The sequence below is a fragment of the Streptomyces sp. NPDC043896 genome, from assembly GCF_056435605.1.
Genome location: NZ_JBWKEE010000001.1, coordinates 301569 through 323348, shown reverse-complemented (window position 1 = coordinate 323348; position 21780 = coordinate 301569). Strand labels below are relative to the sequence as shown.

Sequence of the window (21780 nt, the reverse complement as noted above, 5' to 3'; positions counted from 1 at the left end):
CGCGGCTCCGCGTCAGCCCAGGACGGCGAGGGCGTCGATCTCGACCAGCAGCCCGGCCGGCAGGCCCACGTACACCGTGGTGCGGGCGGCGGGGGCCTCCTTGAGGCCCTGCTCCTCGAAGTAGGCGTTGTAGATCTCGTTCATCTCGGCGAAGTGGCCGGTGTCGGTCAGGTAGACGCGGATCATCATCACGTCGTCCCAGTTCGCACCGCCGGCGTCCAGCACGGAGCGGACGTTCTCCAGCGTCTGGAGGGTCTGCTCGCGCAGCGTCGGCCCGGCGGTGGTGGGCGCCTGCCCCTCGACGTGCGGGAGGTAGCCGACCTGACCGGCGACCTGGAGGATGTTGCCCTTGCGGACGCCGTGCGAGAACTTCGCGGGCGGGGCGGGGTGGGAGGCGGGGGTGACGGCGGTCTTCTCGCTCACGGAGGGGTCCTCTGCGTTCGTGTCGGTGCGGGGGTTGTTTCCCCCCGCTGATGGTGTCAGCGGGGGGCGGGCCCCGTGGCCCGTGTTCGACCGGTTCGCGAGGACGGGCTACCGCCGCCGTTGCTCCCGCCGCCCGCCGTCGCTCCCGCCGCCCGTCGCTCCCGCCGCGCGGGGCTCGCCCCTCCCCGCCCTTCGCCCGTTCCCCGGGGCCCTGCCCCGGACCCCGCTCCCCGGGGGCTCCGCCCCCGGCGCCTCAAACGCCGGGGGCGGAGCTGACAGCGCGCGCAGCGGCCGACCCCGCCCCCGGACGGAACCGCGGAACCGGGGGGACGTTGACCCCCGTCCCCGCGGGTGTTAGACCACAGGAACACCGCACAGCGCATCCGCACCACCCCAGGAGGACCCCCATGGGCAGCGACGCAGTCCGCCGGCTCGCCAACGAACCGGTCGACCACCGGTTCAAGGGCCTCCCGCCGGACGCCCACGCGGCGGGCCTCACCGTCGGGGAGCTCGCCGCGCAGCAACGGGACCTCCACACCGGCGGGTTCACCACCCCCGTCCTCACCCTCGACGCCGACGCGCTCGAACACAACCTCACCGCCCTCGGCGAGTACGCCGCCCGCCACGGCCTCGCCTTCGCGCCCCACGGCAAGACCTGCATGGCCCCCCAGCTCTTCGAGCGCCAGCTCGAACACGGCGCCTGGGGCATCACCGCCGCCGTCCCCCACCAGGCCCGCGTCTACCGCGCCTTCGGGATCCCGCGGATCTTCCTCGCCAACGAGCTCGTCGACCCCGCCGCCCTGCACTGGGTCGCCGACGAGCTCGCCGCCGACCCCGGCTTCCGGTTCGTCTGCTACGTCGACTCCGTGCGCGGGGTCCGGCTCATGGACCGCGCCCTCCAGGGCCGGCCCGTACGGCTCGACGTCGTCGTCGAGCTCGGCGCCGGCGAGGGCGCGCGCACGGGGGCCCGTACCGACGAGGACTGCCGGGCCGTCGCCGACGCCGTCGCCGCCACCGGCACCCTGCGCCTCGTCGGCATCGCCGGCTACGAGGCCGAGGTGCCCGACGCCGACCCGGAGAAGGTGCACGCCTGGCTGCGCCGGCTCACCGGGCTCGCCGCCGAGTTCGACAAGGCCGGGCGGTTCGGCCCCGACGTCGAGGAGATCGTCGTCAGCGCCGGCGGCTCCGCCTGGTTCGACGCCGTCGCCGACGTGTTCGCGGAGCTGCCCGAGCTGTCCCGGCCCGTGCTGAAGCTGCTCCGCTCCGGGGCGTACGTCTCCCACGACCACGGCTGGTACACCCGCCTGACCCCCTTCAACCGGGTGCCGGAGGAGGGCGGACTGCGCCCCGCCTTCCGGCTCTGGACGCAGGTCGTCTCCCGCCCCTCCCCCACGCAGGCCTTCGTCAACGCCGGCAAGCGCGACATCGCCTACGACCTCGGCCTGCCCGAGGCCGAGCTGGTCCGCGACGCCCTGGACGGCACCGAGCGTCCCGCCACCGGCATCCGCGTGGTCAAGCTCTCCGACCAGCACGCCTGGCTGGAGACGGACTCCGCCGAGGACGTGCAGGTCGGCGACTGGGTGGCGCTCGGCATGTCGCACCCCTGCACCATCTTCGAGAAGTGGCCGCTGATCCCGGTCGTCCGGACCGACGGAACGGTCACCGACTACGTCCGGACCTTCTTCTAACCGTGGACCTCGTCATCCGGGGCGCCCGCGTCGCCGACGGCACGGGCGGGCCCTCGTACACCGCGGACGTCGCCGTGCACGAGGGCCGCGTCGCCGCCATCGGCCGGATCCCGGGCGGTGGACGGCACACCCTCGACGCGCACGGACTGGTCCTGGCGCCCGGGTTCACCGACATGCACGCGCACAGCGACCTCGCGCTGCTGCGCGACCCGGACCACTCCGCCAAGGCGGCCCAGGGCGTCACCCTCGAAGTCCTCGGCCAGGACGGCCTGTCGTACGCGCCCGCCGACGAGCGGACGCTGGCCGGCGTGCGGACCGCCATCGCCGGCTGGAACGGCCCCGGCGACGACGTGGACTTCGACTGGCGGACCGTCGGGGAGTACCTCGACCGGCTGGACGGCGCCCACGGCGGGCACGGCATCGCCGTCAACGCCGCCTACCTCGTGCCCCAGGGCACGGTCCGCGCGTACGCCCTCGGCTGGGACGACCGCCCCGCCACCGCGGCCGAGCTCGACCGGATGCGCCGGCTCGTCGCCGAGGGACTGGAACAGGGCGCCGTCGGCCTGTCCTCCGGGCTCACCTACACCCCCGGCATGTACGCCTCCGGATCCGAACTCACCGAACTGTGCGCGGTGGTGGCCCGGTACGGCGGCTACTACTGCCCGCACCACCGCTCGTACGGGCGCGGCGCGCTCGCCGCCTACGCCGAGATGCTCGCCCTGACCCGCGAGGCCGGCTGCGCCCTGCACCTGGCGCACGCCACCATGAACTTCGCGGAGAACGAGGGCCGGGCCCCCGAGCTGCTGGCCCTGCTGGACTCGGCCCTCGCCGACGGCGCCGACGTCACCCTCGACAGCTACCCGTACACCCCCGGCTGCACCACCCTCGCCGCCCTGCTCCCCGGCTGGGCGCACGAGGGCGGCCCGGAGGCCCTGCTGGCCCGGCTGCGCGACGAGGACACCGCCGAGCGGATCCGGTACGCGCTGGAGGCGGAGGGCTCCGACGGCTGTCACGGGGTGCCGGTGGACTGGTCGAGCGTGGAGGTGTCCGGCACGAACGACCCCGCGTTCGGGGGCCACGTCGGGACCCGGCTCGACGGCTGGGCGACCGCGCGGCGGCTGCTGCTCGGGGACCGGCTCGGGCCGACCGTCCTCCAGCACGTCGGCCACGAGGAGAACGTCCGGGCGATCATGCGCCACCCCGTCCACACGGGCGGCTCGGACGGCATCCTGCACGGCGCGAAGCCGCACCCCAGGGCGTACGGCACCTTCCCGCACTACCTCGGGCACTACGTGCGCGAGCTCGGCGTGCTCTCGCTGGAGGAGTGCGTGGCCCACCTCTCCGGCCGTCCGGCGGCGCGGCTGCGGCTCCCCGACAGGGGGCTGGTCCGCGAGGGCTTCCGCGCCGACCTGGTCCTGTTCGACCCGGACACGGTCGCGGCCGGGTCCACGTACGAGCGGCCGCGCGCGCTGCCCACGGGGATCCCGTACGTCCTCGTCGACGGCCGGTTCGTCATCCGGGACGGACGGCGGACGGACGTCCTGGCGGGGCGCGCGGTCCGCAGAACCCCGGCCGCCGGATAGGACTTTGGTCCCCCCGGGCGTTCACGGCCTGCACATACGATGAACTGCATGGCCGTCTTCCTGCTCCCCGCCCTGCTCTTCCTCGCCTTCTGCGCGAGCGTGTTCAAGGACCGCCGCCGCTTCAGCAACGCGGTACTGCTCGGCCTGACCTGCGTCACGACGCTGGCGGCGCTGCTGTTCAAGGTGGCGGCCCTGCCCTCGTGGGCGGCCCTGACGATCATCGCGGTGGCCTTCACCGGGCCCGTGCTCGGCACGATGGCCATCGGCGGCTTCCTGATCGCCAACGGCGTCACGATGATCCGCAAGGAGGGCCGCCGTCCGGCCAACCTGCTGTCGATGCTCGCGGGGCTCGGCATCTTCGGGATGATCGCGCTGCTGATCGCCGTCCCGATGTTCCACTCCAGGGTCCTGACCGGCCTGGCCGTGACCCTGACCCTGGTCGTCGCCTACGTCGCCTTCATCTTCCTGTGCTTCCTCGCGTACGCCTTCCTCTACGGCCGGATCAAGGTGCGCGGGGACGTCGACCACGTGGTCATGCTGGGCTCCGGCCTGATCGGCGGGGACCGGGTGCCGCCGCTGCTGGCCTCCCGGCTCCGCAAGGGGCAGCAGATCCACGAGGCCCAGCTGGCCCGCGGCTCGCGCCCGCCGGTGCTCCTGACCTCGGGCGGCAAGGGATCCGACGAGCGGGTGTCGGAGGCGCGGGCGATGGCCGACTGGCTGATCGCGGAGGGCGTCCCGGCGGAGCACGTGAAGCTGGAGGAGAACTCCGCCACGACCGAGGAGAACATGCTCTTCTCGAAGGAGATCATGCTGGCGGAGAAGCCGGACTACCGGTGCGTGGTCGTCACCAACAACTTCCACGCCTTCCGGGCCGCGATGCTGGCCCGCAAGACGGGGGTCAACGGCCAGGTGGTCGGCTCGCCGACGGCCCGCTACTTCCTGCCGAGCGCCACGCTGCGCGAGTTCGTCGCGGTGTTCTGGGAGCACCGGGTGGTCAACCTGTGGATCTGCGGGGTGCTGGTCGCGCTGGGAGCGGCCGCGACCCTGGCGGCCGCCGTCTGACGGACGCCGTCTGACGGACGCCGTACGGGGGTGCCGTGACGCCCCCCTTGGCCGTCACGGCACCCCCTGCTCGCCGGTCGTCGCCGGTTACAGCTTCTGCCAGAGCGCCGGGACCACCGGCGGCTCCCAGCCCGTCTGGGCCTGGTGGCCCTGGAGGCAGCGGTAGCGCACGCCGCCGTGGGTGACGGTGTCGCCGGCGGCGTAGACGGTGCCGGCCTTCCAGGTGCCGCCGGGCTGCGGCTCCTCGGGGTCCGGGCCGGGGCCCGGGTCGGAGCCGGTCACCTTGAGGGTCAGTCCGTACGCGGACAGGATCGGGTTCAGCGGCTGGAAGAAGGTGGTGCCGCCGCTGGAGCAGTTGCCGGAGCCGCCCGAGGTCACGCCCTGGGCCTGGCTGCCGGAGATGTAGGAGCCGCCCGAGTCGCCGGGCTCGGCGCAGACCGTGGTCCGGGTGACGCCGGAGATGGTGCCCTCGGGGTAGGTGACGCTCGTGTTGTGCTGCTGGACGGTTCCGCAGTGCCAGCCGGTGGTCGATCCGGAACGGCAGACGGAGGAGCCGACCGGCTGCAGGACGGAGCCGGTGACCTGGACGTTCGCGCCCCCGCTGCCCTTGACGTAGGGGGTGGCGGTCCAGTTGGTGTTGGCGGCGACCCAGGCCATGTCGCTGCCGGGGAAGACCGACGCCTGGAACGAGCCCTGGGCGACCTGGTTGAAGCCGCTGGTGGCGGTCCCGGCGCGGCCGCAGTGGCCGGCGGTGGCGAAGCCCTGCGTGGTGCCCTTGGTGATCGGGAAGCCGACGGAGCAGCGGCCCTGGCCGTTCATGTAGTACGCGTCCCCGCCGCGCAGGTCGTACAGCGGGCGCGGCGCCTGGTCGGCGGCGGTACGGACGACCGCGGCGAGGGCGGGATCGGTGCCGGTGGCGGCGAGCAGCGCGGCGGCCGCGCCGGGCCGGGTCTCCTCGACGACGAGGGTGTTGGTGCGCGGGTCGACGTACCGGACGGGCGTCTCGGCGGTGGCGGCCCGGTCCAGGCCGGCCTTGACGGCGTCCAGGTCGGCCAGGGAACGGGTGACGAGCCTGGCCCGCGCCCCGGCGGCGCGTATCGCGGCGGTGTCGGCGGCGCGGGTGGTGGCCACGGTCAGGGTGGCGGCGTCCTTCCCGTCGACCCAGGCCCCGGCGAAGGCGGCGCCGAGCCGGTCGCGCAGCCGGGCGGCGGTGGCTCCGGCCTCGGCCTCGTGGGCGAGGCGGTCCTTGGCCTGCGTGGGGGTCAGGCCGAGGTCGCGCTGGAGGGCGGTGAGCAGTCCGGCCGGGGCGTCGCCGGGCCGCAGGGTGGCGGTGGCCGACTTCTGCGGGGCGGCCGGGTCCGGGGCGGGGGTGGCGGCTCCGGCGGCGGTGCCGGCGGTGCCGGCCAGCAGCAGCCCGGCGGCGGCCAGGGCGGTACACGCCGCGCGGGCGTGTCGCTTGAGCATGGTGGATCTCCTCGGTTCAGTGGGGGTCACCGAAACCGTAGGAATCCGAACCGGCGTACGGGAGCTGCCGGTTGGCCCCTTCCCCGGTGTTATGGCCGGGTGCCCCGGCGGCCCGACGTGCGTTCTTGGGGCGGGGGCCGGAGGATGGGGGCCTGGGGGGCACCGTAGGAGGTATCCGATGGACAGTGAAACCAACGAGCAGCCCACCCGGTCGGACCGGCTCTTCACCGGTGGGGAGCGCGCGTACGACCCCGAGGACCTGGTGATGGCGACCGGCCACGACCCGACTCCGGAGCGGGTCGAGAAGGCCCGGAAGCTGATCGAGAAGGAGGGCCCGCAGGTCATCGAGCGCTACCTCCCGTAACGCCCGTCCGACCGAGGCTGCCGCCCACGGCCCGGGCCCCCGCCCGGGCCGTGGCGCACACCCGGCCGCGGCACTCCCTGATGCCGGCGCACTCGGCCGCGCCCGGCCCCGCCGCCCCTCCTCCAGCCCCGCCGGCGTGTGAGGCGCTGGGGTCTGGGGGCGGAGCCCCCAGGAGGGGGCCGGGGCACCGCCCCGGGGAACGGGCGAAGGGCGGGGCGGGGAGCAGCCCGCGCAGCGGCCCAACCAGCGGCACCCGGCACCCGGCACCCGGCACGGCACCGCACCCGGCCACGCCGCCCCCCACGCCCCCACCCGCCCCCCACCCGCCCCGCACGGGCCCCGCACGGGCCCCGCCCCGTGTCCCCCCGGTGACCCTCTGCGAAGCTGAGACGCACGATTCAGCCCCCGAAGGGACCGGACCCCCTCATGCCTCAGGTGAAGCTGACCACCAGCCTCGGCACCATCGTCATCGACCTCCACGAGGAGGCGGCCCCGGCCACGGTCGCCAACTTCCTCGCCTACGTGGAGAGCGGCCATTACGAGGGCACGGTCTTCCACCGGGTGATCCCCGGCTTCATGAGCCAGGGCGGCGGCTTCACCGCCGACATGCGGCAGAAGCCGGTGCGGGAGCCGGTCCGCAACGAGGCGGACAACGGGCTGAGGAACGTCCGGTACGCGGTGGCGATGGCCCGTACGAGCGTCCCGCACTCGGCGACCTCCCAGTTCTTCATCAACACCGCCGACAACCCGGCCCTGGACCACACCGCCCCGACCCCGGGCGGCTGGGGCTACGCGGTGTTCGGCACGGTCAGCGGGGGCCGGGACGTGGTGGACTCGATCGCCGCCGTCCGCACCGGCCGCGCGGGCGGGCACGGCGACGTCCCGCTGGTGCCCGTGGTGATCGAGAAGGCCTCCGCCGGAGCCTGACCGTTCCCGTTACCCCGCCCGGCCACGGCACCCGCGGCGGCACCGGACGAGCGCGCCAGCGCCTCGGCGTGCGCGGACCGGGCGTGCTCCAGCACGCCCGGCGCCCGGGTCGCGGCGGGCGCCGCCGGGTGCCAGCCCAGCAGGTGCCGCCAGACGAGCGGGCTCCCGGCGAGGGGCCGGGCCACCACGCCGGGGGTGACGGGGAACGTGGCCCGGCACAGCCCGACGGCCCGGCCCACCTGGACCAGGTGCACGCAGGAGGCGGTGTCGGTCTCGTAGACGCAGGCGGGTGCGAACCCGGCGCGGACGCAGGCCGCCGCGAAGCAGTCGCCGAAGCAGCCGTCGCCGGGTACGTCGGTCCAGGCCTCGGCGGCCAGCTCCGCCAGTTCGATCTCCGCCCGGTGGACCAGGGGGTGGTCCTCGGCCAGCATCACGTGCACCGGGTCCCTGGCCACCTCCATCCAGGCGAGCCGCCCCGGCTCGGGCGGGGCGCTCTCGCCGCAGGCCCCGACCAGCGCGAAGTCGAGGCGTCCGGCGGCCACGCCCTGGGCGATCTCCCGTTCCGACCAGGACGTGGACGTGGTCACGGGCACCCCGGGCTCCTGCCGGGCGATCCGGTCGACCAGCCCGCCGAGGAGCGGGCCGTGGGTGCCGCCGAGCCGGTAGCCGGCGGCACCCTGCCGGGCGAAGCGGACCGCTTCCTCCTGGAGCTCGGACACCGCGGGCAGCAGCACGCGGGCCCGCTCCAGTACCAGCTCGCCGAGCGCGGTGGTCCGTACGCCGTCCCGCCCCCGCTCGAAGAGTTCGCCGCCCAGGGCCCGCTCGATCCGTTTGAGCTGGCCGCTCAGGGCGGGTTGGGCGAGCCCGAGGGCGGTGGCGGCGCGGGTCAGGCTGCCGGCGTCGGCGACGGCCCTGACGATCTTGAGGTGCCTCAGCTCCAGATCCATGCTCCGAGCTTGGTCCAGACCTGCGGGCGTGCGCTACGGGTCCGGCGCATCCAGAATCGGTAAAGGCTCGTTAGCGCTCCGGGGGACGCCCTACGGAGGTCAGATGAACAGCGTTGCCTTCCCGGTCACCCCGGTCCTCCCGGTCGACTGGGACCACCCGACGGACCCGCACCCGGGACCGCGGCTCGATCACGTCCGCACCTACGTGGAGAGCGGGGGCACCGACGGACACCTGTGGCACGGCGTCCCGACCCTGCTCCTGACCACCCTCGACCGCGCCACGGGCCGGCCGGTGCGCACGCCGCTGATCTACGCCGAGGACGCGGGCCGCTACCTGCTCGTGGCCGCGGACGCGGGCGGGCCCCGCCACCCCGCCTGGTACGGGAACCTCACCGCGCGCCCGGAGGTCCGCCTCCAGGTGGGCACCCGGACCTTCGCGGCCTGGGCCCGTACGGCGGACGCGGCGGAGCGGGAGACGTACTGGGAGGCGCTGACGGCGCTGTGGCCGCCCTACGAGGACCAGCAGGCCGCCGCGTGGCCCCGGGAACTGCCGCTGGTGATCGTCGAGGGGTGACGGGCGGCCCCGGGGCCCCCTGCGAGGCGAATCGATCCGCCGCCGGTGCGCCGGGGCGGCGCCCCGCCACGCCTTCACTCCTTCGGGTGGGTACCCGGCGTAACCGTGGACCCTCCGCCTCCCCATCGGCTACCAACGGGGCCATGAGGGGGGACAGTTGAGTACAAACACGCAGGAGCAGGGCGGCGGCCGCGACGGCGGCCCCTTCCTCCTCGCCAAGGTCCTGGCGGACACCCTGGTCACCACGATCGCCCGGCCCCGGCCGCCGGAACCCGAGCCCGCCCCGGAGACCCGGCCGGCGGCCGCCTGCCGGCGGTGCGGCGAAGCGGCGTACTGGCACCAGACGGTGCGCGGGAAGTGGATCCTGATCGAGCCGGGGGCCTTCCCCACGCACGTGGTCCCGGCGGGGCAGCGCTGGCGGATCGCCCCGGACGGCACGGCCGTCAACCTGGGGGCGGCCTCACCGACGGACACCTGCCGGATCAGCCACTGGTACGTGTGCCTCGGCTCCCCCGCGTCCGGAACCCCTTGACGCCGGTCCGCCCGGCGAGCGCCGCTCAGGGATGGATCAGACGCGTGTTGATGTGCCGCTTCAGCTGCTTCGCGTCCTCCCCCGTACGGGCCACCTCGCGGTTCCAGCCCGTGGTCAGGACGGCCTCCGCCGGACCCAGGTCGACGCAGGTGACGTACGGGTCGGGGCGGAACAGGGCGAAGGGCTCACCGGTGAGGTCGGCGACCGCGTTGTGGCCGGCGGTGGCGCCCGACGGGATCGCGTACTGGCAGCTCTGCGTGGCCGTACGGCCGTCCTCGACGGCGGCCGCCGCCGTGTCGCCCGCCGCGAAGACGCCCTCCACGCCCGGCACGCGCAACTGCTCGTCCACCACCAGCCGGCCCAGGCCGTCACGGGCGCCGGGGAGCCGGCCGGTGAGCGGGCTCGCCACCAGACCACCGGTCCACACCACGGTGGCGGCCTCCAGGGAGGTTCCGTCGCTCAGGCTCAGCGTGGTGCCGTCGTAGGCGTCCACGGAACAGCCCGTGCGGTGCTCGACGCCGGCCCGCTCCAGCGCGTCGACGATCAGCGGCCGGGCCTGCTCGCCGAGCCCCGGCGCGGGCAGTTCCTCCCGCTCGACCACCACCACGCGGGCCCCCGGGTACGCGGAGAGCCGCTCCGGCAGGGTCCCGGCGAGCTCGATGCCCGCCAGGCCCGAGCCGACGACGGCCACCGTGAACCGCCCGGGGCCCTCGGGGAGCCCGGACAGCGAACGCAGCCGCAGGTCCAGGGCCTGCGCCTCGGCGAGGGTGTCGATGTAGTGCAGCGCGCCTCCCCCCGGCAGGGCGGGCTTGCGCACCCGGCTGCCGGTGGCGAGGACGAGCCGGTCGTACGGGAGGGACCCGCCGGGGCCCGCCAGGGTCACCCGCCGCGCCCCGGTGTCGATGTCGGCGACCTCCGCGCGCAGCCGGCGTACGCCGAGCGGGGCGAGTACCACGTCCAGGGCGACCCGCATCCGCTCGGGGCTCGGCTCGTACAGGCGTGGCCGGAGGACGAGGTCGTCGCCGGGGGCGATCAGGGTGATCTCGACGTCCTCGCCCGCCGGGCCGGCCTGGCGCCGGATGCGGGCCGCCGCCTTGGCGGCCCACACTCCGGCGAAGCCGCCGCCCGCGATGACGATCCGGGACATGGTGCTGCTCCTTCTGGTTCTCACGGGACGGCTGGTTCTCACGGGACGGCGGTCGGTGCGGCGGATCAGGCCGCGGCCAGGCCCTTCTTCAGTGCGGTCGCGATCTCGTGGGCCCGGCGGGTCTGGAACTCGATCGCGGCGAGGTTGTCCTCCGTGGGCGGGGTCGTGCCGGTGCCGCCCGAGACGCTGCTGGTGCCGTACGGGTTGCCGTTGGACTCGGCGAACTGGATGGGGTCGGCGTAACCGGGCGGGACGATGATCGAACCCCAGTGGGTGAACACGTTGTTGAGGGAGAGCAGGGTCGACTCCTGGCCGCCGTGCGTGGTGTTGGAGGAGGTGAAGGAGGTGACGACCTTGTTGACGAGCTTGCCCTGGTACCAGAGGCCTCCGGCGGTGTCGAGGAATCCCTTCAGCTGCGCGGCCGGCAGGCCGAAGCGGACGGGCGTGCCGAAGATGATGACGTCGGCCCACTCCAGGTCGTCCAGGCTCGCGGTGACGACGTCGGCGGTGGCGTCCAGGTGCTCGCCCCAGGCCGGGTTGTAGGCGATGGCCTCGGCCGGGGCGGTCTCGGCGACGCGGCGCAGGCGGACCTCGGCGCCCGCCTTCTCGGCGGCCGCGGCGGCGGTGGTGGCGAGCTTGTGGACGTTGCCGGTGGAGGAGTAGTAGACGACGGCGACGTTGGTCATGGCGTTGCTCCTTGTGTCATCGGTGAACGCGGATTCGTGGACAGGGCTGTTCTTACGGCGCCACCAGGTCATTTGATCTCCATTTGCGCCATCATTCCCATGGCGGCGTGGTCGAAGAGATGGCAGTGGTAGAGGTATTTGCCGCGGTGCGAATCGAAGGTCGCCTGGACCTTGACGGTCTCTCCGGGCATGACCCGGACGGTGTCCTTCAGGCCGGCCTCCGCGGGGCCGACCGGTCCGCCGTTGCGCTCCAGCACCCGGAACTGCACCAGGTGCATGTGGAAGTTGTGCGGGACGAACCGGTTGACGTTCGTGACGGTCCAGATCTCGGTGCTGCCCCAGGCGATCGTCTGGTCGATGCGCGCGGCGTCGTACAGCTGCTCGTTCATGTACGCGCCGGGGTTGGCCCGTCCGTCCTCGTCCATCCGCATGCTGATCTGGCGCTGGACGGTGGCCGGCGGGAGCGGGGGGAGGGTGCGCAGCCGGTCCGGTACGGAGCTGCTGTCGGCGGCGGTGCGCGTGACGTCGAAGCGCAGTACCTTGCCGACCTGCTCGGCCGGGCCGGGGCCCTCGGTGTTCTCCAGTACCAGCTGCGTGCCGAGCGGGTAGCGGGAGAAGTCGATGACGACGTCGACGCGCTCGCCCGGGGAGAGGCTGAGCGTGCCGGTGCGGTGCGGGGTTTCCAGGAGTCCGCCGTCGGAGCCGATCTGGATGATCTCCCCGCCGTCGGAGAGCCGCAGCGTGAAGAAGCGTATGTTCGTGGAATTGAGTATGCGGAAACGGTATTTGCGGGCGGCGACCTGGAAATAGGGCCAGGGCTTTCCGTTCGCGAGGATCGTGTTGCGGTTCAGGAAGTCGTCCATGACGTAGTGGAGCCGGCCCGCGTCGTCGAAGCGGGCGTCGCGCAGCGCGATCGGCACGTCGTACTGGCCGGAGGGCAGCGGGAGGGCGCGTTCCTCGTCGTCGCTGAGCAGGTAGAAGGCGGACAGGCCCCGGTAGACGTGCTCGGACTCCATGTGGTGGGCGTGGTCGTGGAACCACAGGGGGGCGTGCGGCTGGTCGTTCTCGTAGCGGTAGAAGCGCGCCGAGCCGGGGGCGATGGTGTCCATCGGGTCGCCGTCGTTCTCGGGCGTGACGTGCCCGCCGTGGAGGTGGATGGCGACCGGCATGTCGAGGCGGTTCTTCTGCCGGATGACGACGGGGCGGCCGCGGCGGGCGCGGATGGTGGGGCCGGGGAAGGAGCCGTTGAAGGTGATGACCTCGGTGGCGGTCCCGGGGAGGATCTGCGCGTTGGCGCGGCCGACGTACATCTCGTAGGTGTCGACGCCGTTGTACGTGGACACCGGCGTCAGGGTCGGCGGGATGGGCATGGCGGCCTGGAAGGCCTGCGGCACCGGGGCGGCGCTGGCGGAGGTGGCCGTGAGCAGCGGGGTGAGCGCGGTGCCCGTGAGGGCGGTGCCGCCCGTGGCGAGGGCGGCACCGAGCAGGCGTCTTCTGGTGAGCATGGGGGTCCCCCTGGGTGTGGCGGTGGCGGCCTGGCGGTGGCCGTGTGGCGGGCGGTGTGCGGTGTGCGGTGTGCGGTGGCGGACTGACGGTGTGACGGTTCTCGTGGTGGCCCGGTGGCGCGGTTCAGCGGTAGTGGGCCAGGGCCCGGTCGACGAGGGCGCCGGCCGCGCCGGTGTAGCCGGCCGGGTCGAGGAGTTCGCCGATGCCGTCGGCGTCGAGTACGGCGGTGACCTGTTCGGTGCCGGCCAGCAGGTCGGCGAGGTCCTCGCCCTCGGTGGCGGCGCGGCGGGAGCAGGCGGTGACGAGGCGGCGGGCCTCGGCCTTGCCGAGGGCCGGTGCCAGGGCCGCGGCGATGCGCTCGGAGGCGGTGAGGGCGCCGGTGAGCGCGAGGTTCTCCCGCATGCGCCGCGGGTGGACGCCGAGGCCTTCGAGGAGTTCGGCGGCGGTGGCGGCGGCGCCGCCGGTCAGCCGCAGGCACTCGCGCAGGGGCTGCCATTCGGCGTGCCAGGCACCGGCCGGCCGCTCGTCCTCGGCGAGCATGCAGTGGGCCAGTACGGAGGCCTGCGCGGGCACCTGGAGGGCGGCCGAGCGGATCATCGTGGCGAGGACGGGGTTGCGCTTGTGCGGCATCGCCGAGGAGGCGCCGCGTCCTGCGGGTCCGGGTTCGGCGAGTTCGGCGACCTCGGTGCGGGCCAGCGACAGCACGTCGACGGCGATCTTCCCGAGCGCCCCGCAGGCCAGGGCGAGTTCCGCGCCGAGTTCCGCGACGGGGGTGCGGACGGTGTGCCAGGGCAGCACCGGTGCGCGCAGTCCCGTCTCGGCGGCGAAGGCCTCGGTCAGGCGTACGGCGTAGTCCGGGCCGACGGCGTGCGGGGCGTCGATCCGGGCGTACTCCAGGTACCCGGCCAGGGTCCCGGCGGCTCCGCCGAGCTGGACGGGCAGGTCCGTCCGTACGCGGCGCAGCCGGGCGGCGGCGACGGCGACGGCCTCCAGCCAGCCCGCCGCCTTGAGCCCGAAGGTGACGGGCACGGCGTGCAGGGCGAGGGTACGGCCGGGCATCGGGGTGTCGCGGTGCTCGGCGGCGAGCCGGGCGAGCGCGGTGCGGCACCGGTCCAGGTCGGCGAGGACGGCGTCCAGGGCGCGGGCGGCTACCAGAGCGGCGGCGGTGTCCATGATGTCCTGGCTGGTGGACCCCCGGTGCACGTAGTCGGCGGCGGCCGGATCCACGGCGGCGACGGCCTCCGTCAGGGCTTCCACCAGGGCGACCACCGGGTTGGCGGACTCCCGTGAACGGACGGCGAGTTCGGCGGCCGGCAGCGGCGCGGTGCGGGCCACCCGGGTGATGGTGGCGGCGGCTCCGTCCGGGACGACGCCCAGCCGGGCCTGGGCCCGGACCAGCGCCGCCTCGGCGTCGAGGAGCGCGCGCAGCCAGGCCTCGTCGTCGGTGAGGGCTTCGGCGGGGGTGCCGGCGCGGACCTGGCCGAGCAGGCCGGTGTCCCCGGCGGTGGTGCGTACGGCCCCGGCGGCGGGGCGCGGGGCCTTGGCCGGCTCGGCCGGCTCGCCCAGCCCGAGCAGCTGGCGGGCCAGTGCGTCCGCGTCGCCGACGGTGACGGAGTCCACGCCCGGCCGGACGCCGGCGGCGGTCACCCAGTGCGCGCCCTCCGTCGGGACGCCGAAGGCGTACAGGTGGGGGTGCGGGCGGCCGGCGGCGTCGACGACCCGGTACGGGCGCGGGGTGACCGCGAGGCCGCCCGTCTCGTACTCCATGCCGTCCGTACCGCCCCCGACGCGGAACGGGCGGGCCTGGCCGCTGTCGAGCAGCTGCCGCAGCAGCGGGTCGGCGGTGCGCCGTACGTCGCCGTCGGGCAGCCGGGCCTCGATCAGCACCCGGGCGAGGACCCGGGAGCCGGGTACCGAGGAGCGGGCCGCGAAGGCGCCCGTCACCGGGTCCGTCTCGATGCGCGTGCCGGGGCCGAGCACGGTCAGTACGCCCGCCTCGATGAGCGCGATCATCTCCGCGATCCGCCGCGCGGGCGGGCCGATGGACAGGAACGCGTTGAGCGGGGTGTACCAGCGCTCCAGGTCGTCTCGGTGCGAGCGGGCGGTGAGCCCGCCGTGGTCGACGACGAGGCGGACCTCGTTGCGCAGGTCCCGCAGGACGTCGAGGGCCGCCTTGAACGGCCCGTCGACGTTGCCCTCGCGGGCCTGCGCGAGGTCGCGGCGCAGCCGGGCGAGCAGCCAGGCGCGGTGCTGGGCGGTGCCGGTGAAGCCCTCGGCGGGGCCGGTGGCGGCGAGCCGCTCCCAGTCCCAGCGGGCTTCGGCGGGGATGGCGTACGCGTCGAGGGCCTCGTCCTCCTCCGGGCCGTGCCAGGGCAGTTCGAGCCAGCCGCGCCGGAAGGCCTCGCCGGCCTCGCGGCCCTCGCGGGCGGTGACCAGCCCGGTGTAGTAGACGGTTTCGGTCTCCTTGGCTATGAGCGGCCACAGGTCCTGGCGGAAGTCCAGCCCGCCCTCCGCCGCCGACCGCTTGACGAGCTCCTCCACGACCTCGGGCCGCAGCACCCGGGGGGTGTGCCGGCCGTGCGGCCCCTTCTGGTTCTCGCCGCGGGCCTGGTACGGGATCCCGCGCCGGGAGCCCGCGTACAGCTGCGGCTCGCGGCCGGACGCCCGGTACACCAGCCGGCCGGACCGCTCCTCGAAGGTGCCGCCGCGGCCCTGGGTGAGGAGGGTCATGTGGTCGAAGAAGTTCAGGCCGAGGCCGCGCAGCAGCACGGGCTCTCCGGGGGCCACCGCGCCGAGGTCGAGTTCGGCGGGGTTGGCGGGCGGGAAGTACAGCAGTCCGCGGGCGGCCGCGTGGTCGGCGAGCCGCTGCCCGGCGTCGTCGGGCCGGGTGTCGACGTGGCCCTGGGCGAGGACCAGGCCGTCCAGGCCGGGCAGCCGGGTGCCGTCGGCGAGGCGGGCCCAGGGCCGGCCGCTGTCGGTGTCGGTGCCGCAGGCGACGGCCGCCGAGCGGTGGGTGACCAGCTCGATCTGGTGGGGGGCGCCGGCCCGGATCCGGGCGGCCGCCCAGCCCAGGTAGGCGCCGTAGAAGGCGCGGCTGGGGTAGGAGTCGGGGGTCAGGGCCCGGGCCTCGGCGAGGACTTCGGGCCCGGGGGCGGGCTCGGCGCCGGAGGCGAGGTCGCGTGCCCAGGCGTACAGGCTGGGTCCCGGCTCGACGGGTCCGGCCATGGTGACGCTGGCGTCGGAGAAGACCGTGACCTGGGAGGCGACGGTGTTCATGAGCAGTCTGCGGTCCTGTCCGGTGGCCCAGACCCGGCCGGGGCCGTGCTCGGCCGGGTCGACGAGGTGGACGGTGACCCGGGCGTCCTGCGGCAGCAGCCGGGCGTTGGCGCACAGCCGTTCCAGCAGGCTCAGGCCGCGGGGCCCGACGCCGACGACCGCCGTGGCGCGCGGCCCGGCCGCGGGGCTCAGTCGAGATACGTCCATCCGTCCTCCCTCGCATCGGCCGCCTCGTACAGGAAGCGGGGCTTGACGAACTGGTCCTCGCGCAGCAGGGCGCCGGGCGAGATCAGGGTTCCGGGGCCGCCGACGGATATCCCGACGGGCAGGCCGAGGGTTTCGGCGCAGCCGGCGCGCAGCTTTTCCGCGATCTCCTCGTGGCCCTCGCGGGCCTCGACGACCAGCCGCAGCCGGTCGGGTTCGGCGACGCCGCGCCACATGTGGGCGCCGTACTCGACGGGCAGCCGGTAGACGATCTCGTCGATGTCGTGCTGGCGCAGGGGGCGTCCGGCGACGGTGATGCCGGAGCCGTCGCGGCCGCGCACCTGGATGACGGGCAGGGTCCAGCCGCAGGGGCAGTCGCGTTCGGTGAGTTCGACGAGGTCGCCGGTGTCGTAGCGGAGCAGGGGCATGGCCTCGCGGTAGAGGGTGGTGACGAGGAGGCGGCCGCGTCCGGTGGGGGCGATGGCGCCGGTGGCCGGGTCCTGTACCTCGAAGAGGAAGCGGTCGGCCCAGGCGTGGAGCTGCCCGTGGGCGCATTCGCCGGCCAGGGAGGTGGTCTCGGTGGAGCCGTAGTCCTCGATGACGCGGGCGCCGCCCCACAGTTCGCCGATCCGCTGCCGCTTGGCGGCGCTGAGCGGTTCGCCCGCGACGACCAGGGCGCGCGGGCCGTGTCCGGCGGCCGCCGCGGCGCGGGTGCCGGCGGCGAGGGCGTCGTCGGCGGCGGCCCACAGCAGGGGTTCGCTGGGCAGGGACCAGGTGACGGTGGGGCGGACGTCGCGGATCAGCCGCAGCAGCCGCCGGTAGGGCATCATCGACGTCCGGTTGTCGGCCGGGACGACCATGGCTCCCGCGGCACGGGCCGCGTGGTGCATCTGGTGGGCGGTGGTGGCCATGGAGTACGGGGTCTTGACGAGGACCCGGTCCTCGGCGGTGAGGGCCACCGCGGAGCGGTTGAAGCGGTCGGCGGTCTCCGCCCAGTCGTTCTCGGTGAGGTAGGAGGCGGTGGGCTCCCCGGTGGTGCCGCTGGACTCGTGGTAGCTGGCGACGTCGCGGCCGGGGACGGCGAGCATCCCGAAGGGGTAGGCGTCCCGCAGGTCGGACTTCAGGGTGGGGCGGAGCCCGTCGAGGGTGGTGCGGCCGATCCCTGTGCGGGTGGCGTAGAAGGGGCTGCGCTGGGCGCGGGAGAGGGTGGCCGGGAGGGCGGAGAGCTGGAGCCGGCGCAGTTCGGAGAAGGTGGACCAGTCTCCGGGGCGGGGCCAGGCGCCGCCGCCCGCCGGGGCCGCCGCGGCGCTCACCGGTCGCCCGCCGGCTGGAGGCCGGCCTTGTCGGTGCCGGCGGGGCGGGCGGCGGGGACGCCGAGGGAGGGGCGGGCGACGGCCAGCAGGACCAGGAGGAGGCCCAGGACCTCGCCGACGGCGGCGACCCAGCCGAGGCCGCCCGGGGAGGCCCAGGAGACGATGCCGCCGCCGACGGTGGCGCCGAGCGCGGAGCCGATGTAGATCGCGGAGTTGTTGAGGGCGAAGGTCAGGTGCATGTTCGCGGGGTCGATCTGCGCGAGCCGGGAGAACTGGGCGGGGGTGAAGGCCCAGCCGCTGACGCCCCAGAGGGCGACCACCACGGCCAGGGCCACGTAGGCGGTCATCCCGTCGAGGGTCTGCGCGACGAGGGAGACGGCGGCGAGGGCGACGGCGAGTACGGCGATGGTGCGGCGGATGGTGGTGGTGCCGCCGACCCGGTCCGCGCTGCGGCCGCCGAGGATGTTGCCGAGGACCGCGGCGACGCCGAAGACCAGCATGATCAGGGTGGTGGCGAACTCCCCGTCGCCGCCGACGCCGGTGCCGTGGACCAGGGTCGCCAGGTAGGTGAAGACGATGAACGTCGAGCCGATGACGGTGACGGACTGGAGCAGGGTCAGGCCCACCGCCGGGCGCAGCATCGGCCGGAACCGTTCGGCGATGCCCGGTCCCGGGGTGCCGGGAAGCCTGGGCAGGGAGGCCGCGGTGGACACGGCGGCGATCAGGGCGAGGGCGGCGACGAACCAGAAGGCGCCGCGCCAGTCGGACAGGGCGGAGATGAGCACGCCGATCGGGACGCCGAGGACGATGGAGACGGTGAGGCCGCCGGTGACGATGGAGATGGCCCGGCCGCGGAACTCGGGCGCCGACTGCTCGGCCGCGGCGGCCGTGGCGACCGGTCCGAACACCCCGGCGGCGATGGCGGCGACGATGCGGGTGGCGAGCAGGATCCCGAAGGAGGGCGCCACGGCGGTCAGGACGTTGGCCACCGCGAAGAGGGCCATGCTGCCGACGAGTACGGCGCGCCGTTCGGCCTGCTGGGTCAGCGCGGACAGCAGGGGCGAGCCCAGCGCGTACACGAGGGAGAAGACGGTCACCTGGAGGCCGGCCGCGGCGAGGGAGACGCCGAGGTCGTCGGCCATCGCGCCGAGGATCCCGGCGACGATGAAGTTGTCGGTGCCGATGGCGAAGGTACCGATCGCCAGCGGCGCGATCCTGCGCATGTTCATGAGGTTTCCCGGGGGGTGGGGGCGGTCAGGGCGTCGGCGAGCTGGAGGCGCAGGTGGCGCTTGAGGACCTTGCCGGAGGGCCCGAGCGGCACCTCGTCGCCGCTGCGGGCGACGACGGCCGTGCCGAGGGCGGGCAGTCCGGCGGCGGCCAGGGCCCGGTCGGCGGCGGCGCGGAGCGCGTCGGCGCCGGCGTCCGGGTCGCGGGGGCGCAGGACGGCGACGGGCCGTTCGGCGCCGGAGCCGTCGGGCACGCCGACCACGGCGCAGTCGTCGAGTCCGGGGAGGGCGCCGAGCAGGGCCTCCTCCATGAGGAGGGAGTACGCGGGCCCGTGCGCGGTGTGGATGACGTCGACGGCGCGGTCCAGGTGGAAGAACGTGCCGTCCTCGCCCTCGCGCACGACGTCCCCGGAGACGAACCAGCCCGCGAGCCGGGAGCGGTAGTAGCGGTCCTGGTCGTTCCAGTAGCCGGGGGTCAGCGTGGGGCTCTTGACGCCCAGCAGGCCCGCTTCGCCGCGTGCCACCGGGGTGCCGTCCTCGTGGAGCACCGCCACCCGCGCCCAGGGGTGGGGGCGGCCGATGCAGCGGTCGTGGCGGACGGTGTCGGCGGTGGTGACCTGGCCGAACTGGGCGAAGCCCAGCTCGGAGGAGCCGAGGCCGTCGATGAAGACGGCGCCGGCCCGGACCAGCGGGGCGATGTGCCGGCCGTGGGCGGAGTCCCCGGTGTTGAACCAGCGTTCCACGGAGGCGAGTACGTCGTCGTCGGGTTCCAGGGCGGCGAGTTCGGCATAGGTCTGGGCGAAGGCGACGACCGTGTGCGGCCGGTGCTCGGTGATCGCGGCGGCGACGTGCGCGCCGGAGCGGTCGGAGAGGGCGATCAGGCGGGCGCCGAAGAGCAGGGCCCCGGCGGCGAAGCTGGCTCCGGCCTGGTGCGACTGGGGCACCGCCGAGAGCATCACCTCCCGTTCGGCGGGCTGGGGCAGCGGCAGGAGTTCGCGCAGTGCGGCGACGCTGCCCTCGTGGGTCCAGATGACGGCCTTGGGGATGCCGGTGGTGCCGGAGGAGTGGCTGATCAGCACCGGGTCCCCGGGGGCGTGCCGGAAGCGGTCTGCGGCGGCGAGGCGGCCGGCGCCGATGGAGGTGAGCTCGTCGGACACCCCGAGGACGGTGAGCCCGTCCAGGACCCCGGCGGCGCGCAGTGCCTCCAGGTGGGCGGAGTCGGTGAACAGGCCCGACGCGCCCGTGCGTTCGTACAGTCCGGCGGCGATCTCGGCGGCGAGCCTGCCGTTGACGAGGACCGGGATGGCGCCTATCTGGCTCAGGGCCAGGAAGTGCAGGACGTCCTCGAAGCTGTCGCGGAGGTAGACGGCGACCCGGTCGTGGGGGCCGATGCCCAGGCCGAGGTACCAGGCGGACCAGGCCTGGGCCAGGTCGTCCAGGCCGGTCAGGGTGAAGTCGTGGCGGCGCACCCCGTCCGGGCCGAGCAGGGCCTGCTCGCTGTGCAGGAAGGGCGCGTCGGGGTCGGCGCTGACGGCGAGCGCGTGCCGCAGGAGGCTGCCGCCGCCGAGCGTGGTGTCGCGGGCGAGTTCTGCGCGGGTGGGGCGCGGGGCGTGGGCCGCGCCGGGCGCCGCCGGGGGCGCCGTCACCGTGGAGGCGTTCATCGAATGGGCTCCGCTCTGGCGGCCTGCGCCGCGTCGTATCCGAACAGCCAGTCCTGCGCGGCCAGTTGGTGGCTGTCCGCGAGGGCGGCATCCCTGTGCCGCTGGCCTGCCCCGTCCGGCAGGTGGAGGGTCTTGGCGTTGTTGCGGGAGATCTGCTGGATCCGCCCGGTACGGGTCATCCGGATCCGTTCGTAGCGGCGCAGCCGCCCCGCCAGGTCCGTGCCGCCGTGCTCGGTGAGGCACACCACCAGCGCGGCGGCGTCCTCCACGGCCTGGTTGGCGCCCTGCGCCCGGAAGGGGAGCATCGGGTGGGCGGCGTCCCCGAGGAGGGTGACCGTGCCCCGTGACCAGCTGCCGACGGGGTCCCGGTCGTGCAGCGCCCAGCAGCCGACCTCCTCGGCCGCCGAGATGATCTCGGTGACGTCCCGGTGCCAGCCGTCGCAGTAGGCGCGGCGCAGGTCCTCGATGCGGCCCGGGGTGTTCCAGGACTCCTCGGGCACGTCGTCGCGGGGGGCGGTGGCCGCGAAGCTGATCTTCCTCCCGCCGGCCACCGGGTAGCTGACGAAGTGCCGGCCGGGGCCGAGCCACAGCCGCACCCGGGGGTGGGCGGTGTGGCCGGGCAGCCGGTCCGCCGGGATCAGCCCCCGGTACATGACCTGCCCGGAGTAGCGGGGGCGGTCCACGACCAGCAGGTCGCGGGTGACCGAGTGGATCCCGTCGGCGCCGACGACCAGGTCGGCGCGCTGGGTGGAGCCGTCGTCGAACCTCAGGACCGCCTCGCCGTCCCGCTGCTCGACGCCCGTGCACCGCAGGCCGAGGCGCAGGGTGCCGGCGGGGAGTTTGGAGAGCAGGATCCGGTGCAGGTCCGCCCGGTGGACCGCGTAGTGCGGGGCCCCGTACATCTCCTCGCAGGCGTCGCCGAGCGGGGTCCGGGCGATGAGGCCGTTGTCGTCCCAGCGGCGCAGCTCGATCGCGGTGGGGCGTACCGCGACCGCGCGCAGCGCCTGCTCGATGCCGAGGCGGTGCAGGAGCCGGGCGGCGTTGGGGGCCACCTGGAGCCCGGCGCCGATCTCCCGGAGGTGGCGGGTCTGTTCGTAGACATCGCAGGCCAGGCCCGCCTGGGCGAGTCCGACGGCCAGGGCGAGACCTCCGATGCCGGCGCCCACGACCGCGATCCGTGGCTGTTCCATAGTCAAC

Annotated in this window: 17 protein-coding genes and 1 pseudogene; 7 read left to right on the top strand and 11 right to left on the bottom strand. The window is 74.8% G+C overall.

Annotation, left to right across the window (positions count from 1 at the left end):
* Positions 1 to 12: 12 nt before the first annotated feature.
* Positions 13 to 423 (bottom strand): RidA family protein, encoded by a 411-nt coding sequence (locus AC069X_RS01535; protein ID WP_478723905.1) that lies wholly within the window; start codon positions 421 to 423, stop codon positions 13 to 15.
* A 407-nt stretch (positions 424 to 830) separates the two neighbouring features.
* Between AC069X_RS01535 and AC069X_RS01530 the strand changes: the two genes are divergently transcribed.
* From AC069X_RS01530 to AC069X_RS01520, 3 genes are read left to right on the top strand one after another with little or no spacing between them, the layout of a single operon-like run.
* Positions 831 to 2111 (top strand): amino acid deaminase, encoded by a 1281-nt coding sequence (locus tag AC069X_RS01530; protein ID WP_478723903.1) that lies wholly within the window; start codon positions 831 to 833, stop codon positions 2109 to 2111.
* A 2-nt stretch (positions 2112 to 2113) separates the two neighbouring features.
* Positions 2114 to 3694 carry an N-acyl-D-amino-acid deacylase family protein gene (locus tag AC069X_RS01525; RefSeq protein ID WP_478723901.1) on the top strand — a complete coding sequence of 527 codons (1581 nt, stop codon included), beginning with the start codon at positions 2114 to 2116 and terminating at the stop codon, positions 3692 to 3694.
* Positions 3695 to 3742: 48 nt separating this feature from the next.
* Positions 3743 to 4756 (top strand): YdcF family protein, encoded by a 1014-nt coding sequence (locus AC069X_RS01520; protein WP_478723899.1) that lies wholly within the window; start codon positions 3743 to 3745, stop codon positions 4754 to 4756.
* An 87-nt stretch (positions 4757 to 4843) separates the two neighbouring features.
* On the opposite strand, the gene AC069X_RS01515 is transcribed toward AC069X_RS01520, so the two are convergent.
* Positions 4844 to 6220 (bottom strand): carbohydrate-binding protein, encoded by a 1377-nt coding sequence (locus AC069X_RS01515; protein WP_478723897.1) that lies wholly within the window; start codon positions 6218 to 6220, stop codon positions 4844 to 4846.
* Positions 6221 to 6398: 178 nt separating this feature from the next.
* Here AC069X_RS01515 and AC069X_RS01510 point away from each other — a divergent pair, with 178 nt between their 5' ends.
* Positions 6399 to 6584 (top strand): hypothetical protein, encoded by a 186-nt coding sequence (locus AC069X_RS01510; protein ID WP_470966976.1) that lies wholly within the window; start codon positions 6399 to 6401, stop codon positions 6582 to 6584.
* A 426-nt stretch (positions 6585 to 7010) separates the two neighbouring features.
* Positions 7011 to 7436: pseudogene (locus AC069X_RS01505) on the top strand (peptidylprolyl isomerase); the annotation flags it as partial.
* Here AC069X_RS01505 and AC069X_RS01500 read toward each other — a convergent pair.
* Complete coding sequence (locus AC069X_RS01500) at positions 7373 to 8458, bottom strand: LysR family transcriptional regulator (RefSeq protein ID WP_478723895.1); 1086 nt, start codon at positions 8456 to 8458, stop codon at positions 7373 to 7375. The pseudogene AC069X_RS01505 and the gene AC069X_RS01500 sit on opposite strands and share 64 nt — an antisense overlap.
* Positions 8459 to 8561: 103 nt before the next feature.
* Here AC069X_RS01500 and AC069X_RS01495 point away from each other — a divergent pair, with 103 nt between their 5' ends.
* Complete coding sequence (locus AC069X_RS01495) at positions 8562 to 9032, top strand: nitroreductase/quinone reductase family protein (RefSeq protein ID WP_478723894.1); 471 nt, start codon at positions 8562 to 8564, stop codon at positions 9030 to 9032.
* 157 nt (positions 9033 to 9189) lie between these two features.
* Positions 9190 to 9564, top strand: coding sequence for a DUF6083 domain-containing protein (locus AC069X_RS01490; protein WP_478723892.1), 375 nt, complete (start codon positions 9190 to 9192; stop codon positions 9562 to 9564).
* A 25-nt stretch (positions 9565 to 9589) separates the two neighbouring features.
* On the opposite strand, the gene AC069X_RS01485 is transcribed toward AC069X_RS01490, so the two are convergent.
* The 8 genes from AC069X_RS01485 to AC069X_RS01450 form a co-directional block, all read right to left on the bottom strand.
* Positions 9590 to 10711, bottom strand: coding sequence for an NAD(P)/FAD-dependent oxidoreductase (locus AC069X_RS01485; protein ID WP_478723890.1), 1122 nt, complete (start codon positions 10709 to 10711; stop codon positions 9590 to 9592).
* Between the two features lie 65 nt (positions 10712 to 10776).
* Entirely contained in the window at positions 10777 to 11397 is a 621-nt protein-coding gene (gene wrbA / locus AC069X_RS01480; RefSeq protein ID WP_478723888.1) for an NAD(P)H:quinone oxidoreductase, read from the bottom strand.
* 68 nt (positions 11398 to 11465) lie between these two features.
* The gene (locus AC069X_RS01475) at positions 11466 to 12902 is read right to left on the bottom strand and encodes a multicopper oxidase family protein (RefSeq protein WP_478723887.1); all 1437 of its coding nucleotides are present in this window, start codon (positions 12900 to 12902) and stop codon (positions 11466 to 11468) included.
* A 124-nt stretch (positions 12903 to 13026) separates the two neighbouring features.
* A complete protein-coding gene (locus AC069X_RS01470; protein WP_478723885.1) occupies positions 13027 to 16386 on the bottom strand; it encodes a nitrosuccinate lyase in 3360 nt (1119 codons plus the stop codon).
* On the bottom strand, positions 16368 to 17696 hold the full coding sequence (locus AC069X_RS01465) for an AMP-binding protein (protein WP_478723883.1): 1329 nt from the start codon (positions 17694 to 17696) through the stop codon (positions 16368 to 16370). Before AC069X_RS01465 ends, AC069X_RS01470 begins: the two co-directional genes overlap by 19 nt.
* The gene (locus tag AC069X_RS01460; RefSeq protein WP_478723882.1) at positions 17693 to 18919 is read right to left on the bottom strand and encodes an MFS transporter; all 1227 of its coding nucleotides are present in this window, start codon (positions 18917 to 18919) and stop codon (positions 17693 to 17695) included. Before AC069X_RS01460 ends, AC069X_RS01465 begins: the two co-directional genes overlap by 4 nt.
* 2 nt (positions 18920 to 18921) lie before the next feature.
* Positions 18922 to 20583, bottom strand: a complete 1662-nt coding sequence (locus tag AC069X_RS01455; RefSeq protein WP_478723880.1) for a class I adenylate-forming enzyme family protein — start codon at positions 20581 to 20583, stop codon at positions 18922 to 18924.
* The gene (locus AC069X_RS01450) at positions 20580 to 21773 is read right to left on the bottom strand and encodes an FAD-dependent monooxygenase (protein ID WP_478723878.1); all 1194 of its coding nucleotides are present in this window, start codon (positions 21771 to 21773) and stop codon (positions 20580 to 20582) included. Before AC069X_RS01450 ends, AC069X_RS01455 begins: the two co-directional genes overlap by 4 nt.
* Positions 21774 to 21780: the final 7 nt, after the last annotated feature.

Coding starts and splice junctions, on each gene's coding strand:
- AC069X_RS01460 (WP_478723882.1), bottom strand. CDS start 18,919: ATGCGCAGGATCGCGCCGCTGGCGATCGGTACCTTCGCCATCGGCACC.
- AC069X_RS01530 (WP_478723903.1), top strand. CDS start 831: ATGGGCAGCGACGCAGTCCGCCGGCTCGCCAACGAACCGGTCGACCAC.
- AC069X_RS01450 (WP_478723878.1), bottom strand. CDS start 21,773: ATGGAACAGCCACGGATCGCGGTCGTGGGCGCCGGCATCGGAGGTCTC.
- AC069X_RS01520 (WP_478723899.1), top strand. CDS start 3,743: ATGGCCGTCTTCCTGCTCCCCGCCCTGCTCTTCCTCGCCTTCTGCGCG.
- AC069X_RS01510 (WP_470966976.1), top strand. CDS start 6,399: ATGGACAGTGAAACCAACGAGCAGCCCACCCGGTCGGACCGGCTCTTC.
- AC069X_RS01495 (WP_478723894.1), top strand. CDS start 8,562: ATGAACAGCGTTGCCTTCCCGGTCACCCCGGTCCTCCCGGTCGACTGG.
- AC069X_RS01485 (WP_478723890.1), bottom strand. CDS start 10,711: ATGTCCCGGATCGTCATCGCGGGCGGCGGCTTCGCCGGAGTGTGGGCC.
- wrbA (WP_478723888.1), bottom strand. CDS start 11,397: ATGACCAACGTCGCCGTCGTCTACTACTCCTCCACCGGCAACGTCCAC.
- AC069X_RS01500 (WP_478723895.1), bottom strand. CDS start 8,458: ATGGATCTGGAGCTGAGGCACCTCAAGATCGTCAGGGCCGTCGCCGAC.
- AC069X_RS01515 (WP_478723897.1), bottom strand. CDS start 6,220: ATGCTCAAGCGACACGCCCGCGCGGCGTGTACCGCCCTGGCCGCCGCC.
- AC069X_RS01455 (WP_478723880.1), bottom strand. CDS start 20,583: ATGAACGCCTCCACGGTGACGGCGCCCCCGGCGGCGCCCGGCGCGGCC.
- AC069X_RS01475 (WP_478723887.1), bottom strand. CDS start 12,902: ATGCTCACCAGAAGACGCCTGCTCGGTGCCGCCCTCGCCACGGGCGGC.
- AC069X_RS01470 (WP_478723885.1), bottom strand. CDS start 16,386: ATGGACGTATCTCGACTGAGCCCCGCGGCCGGGCCGCGCGCCACGGCG.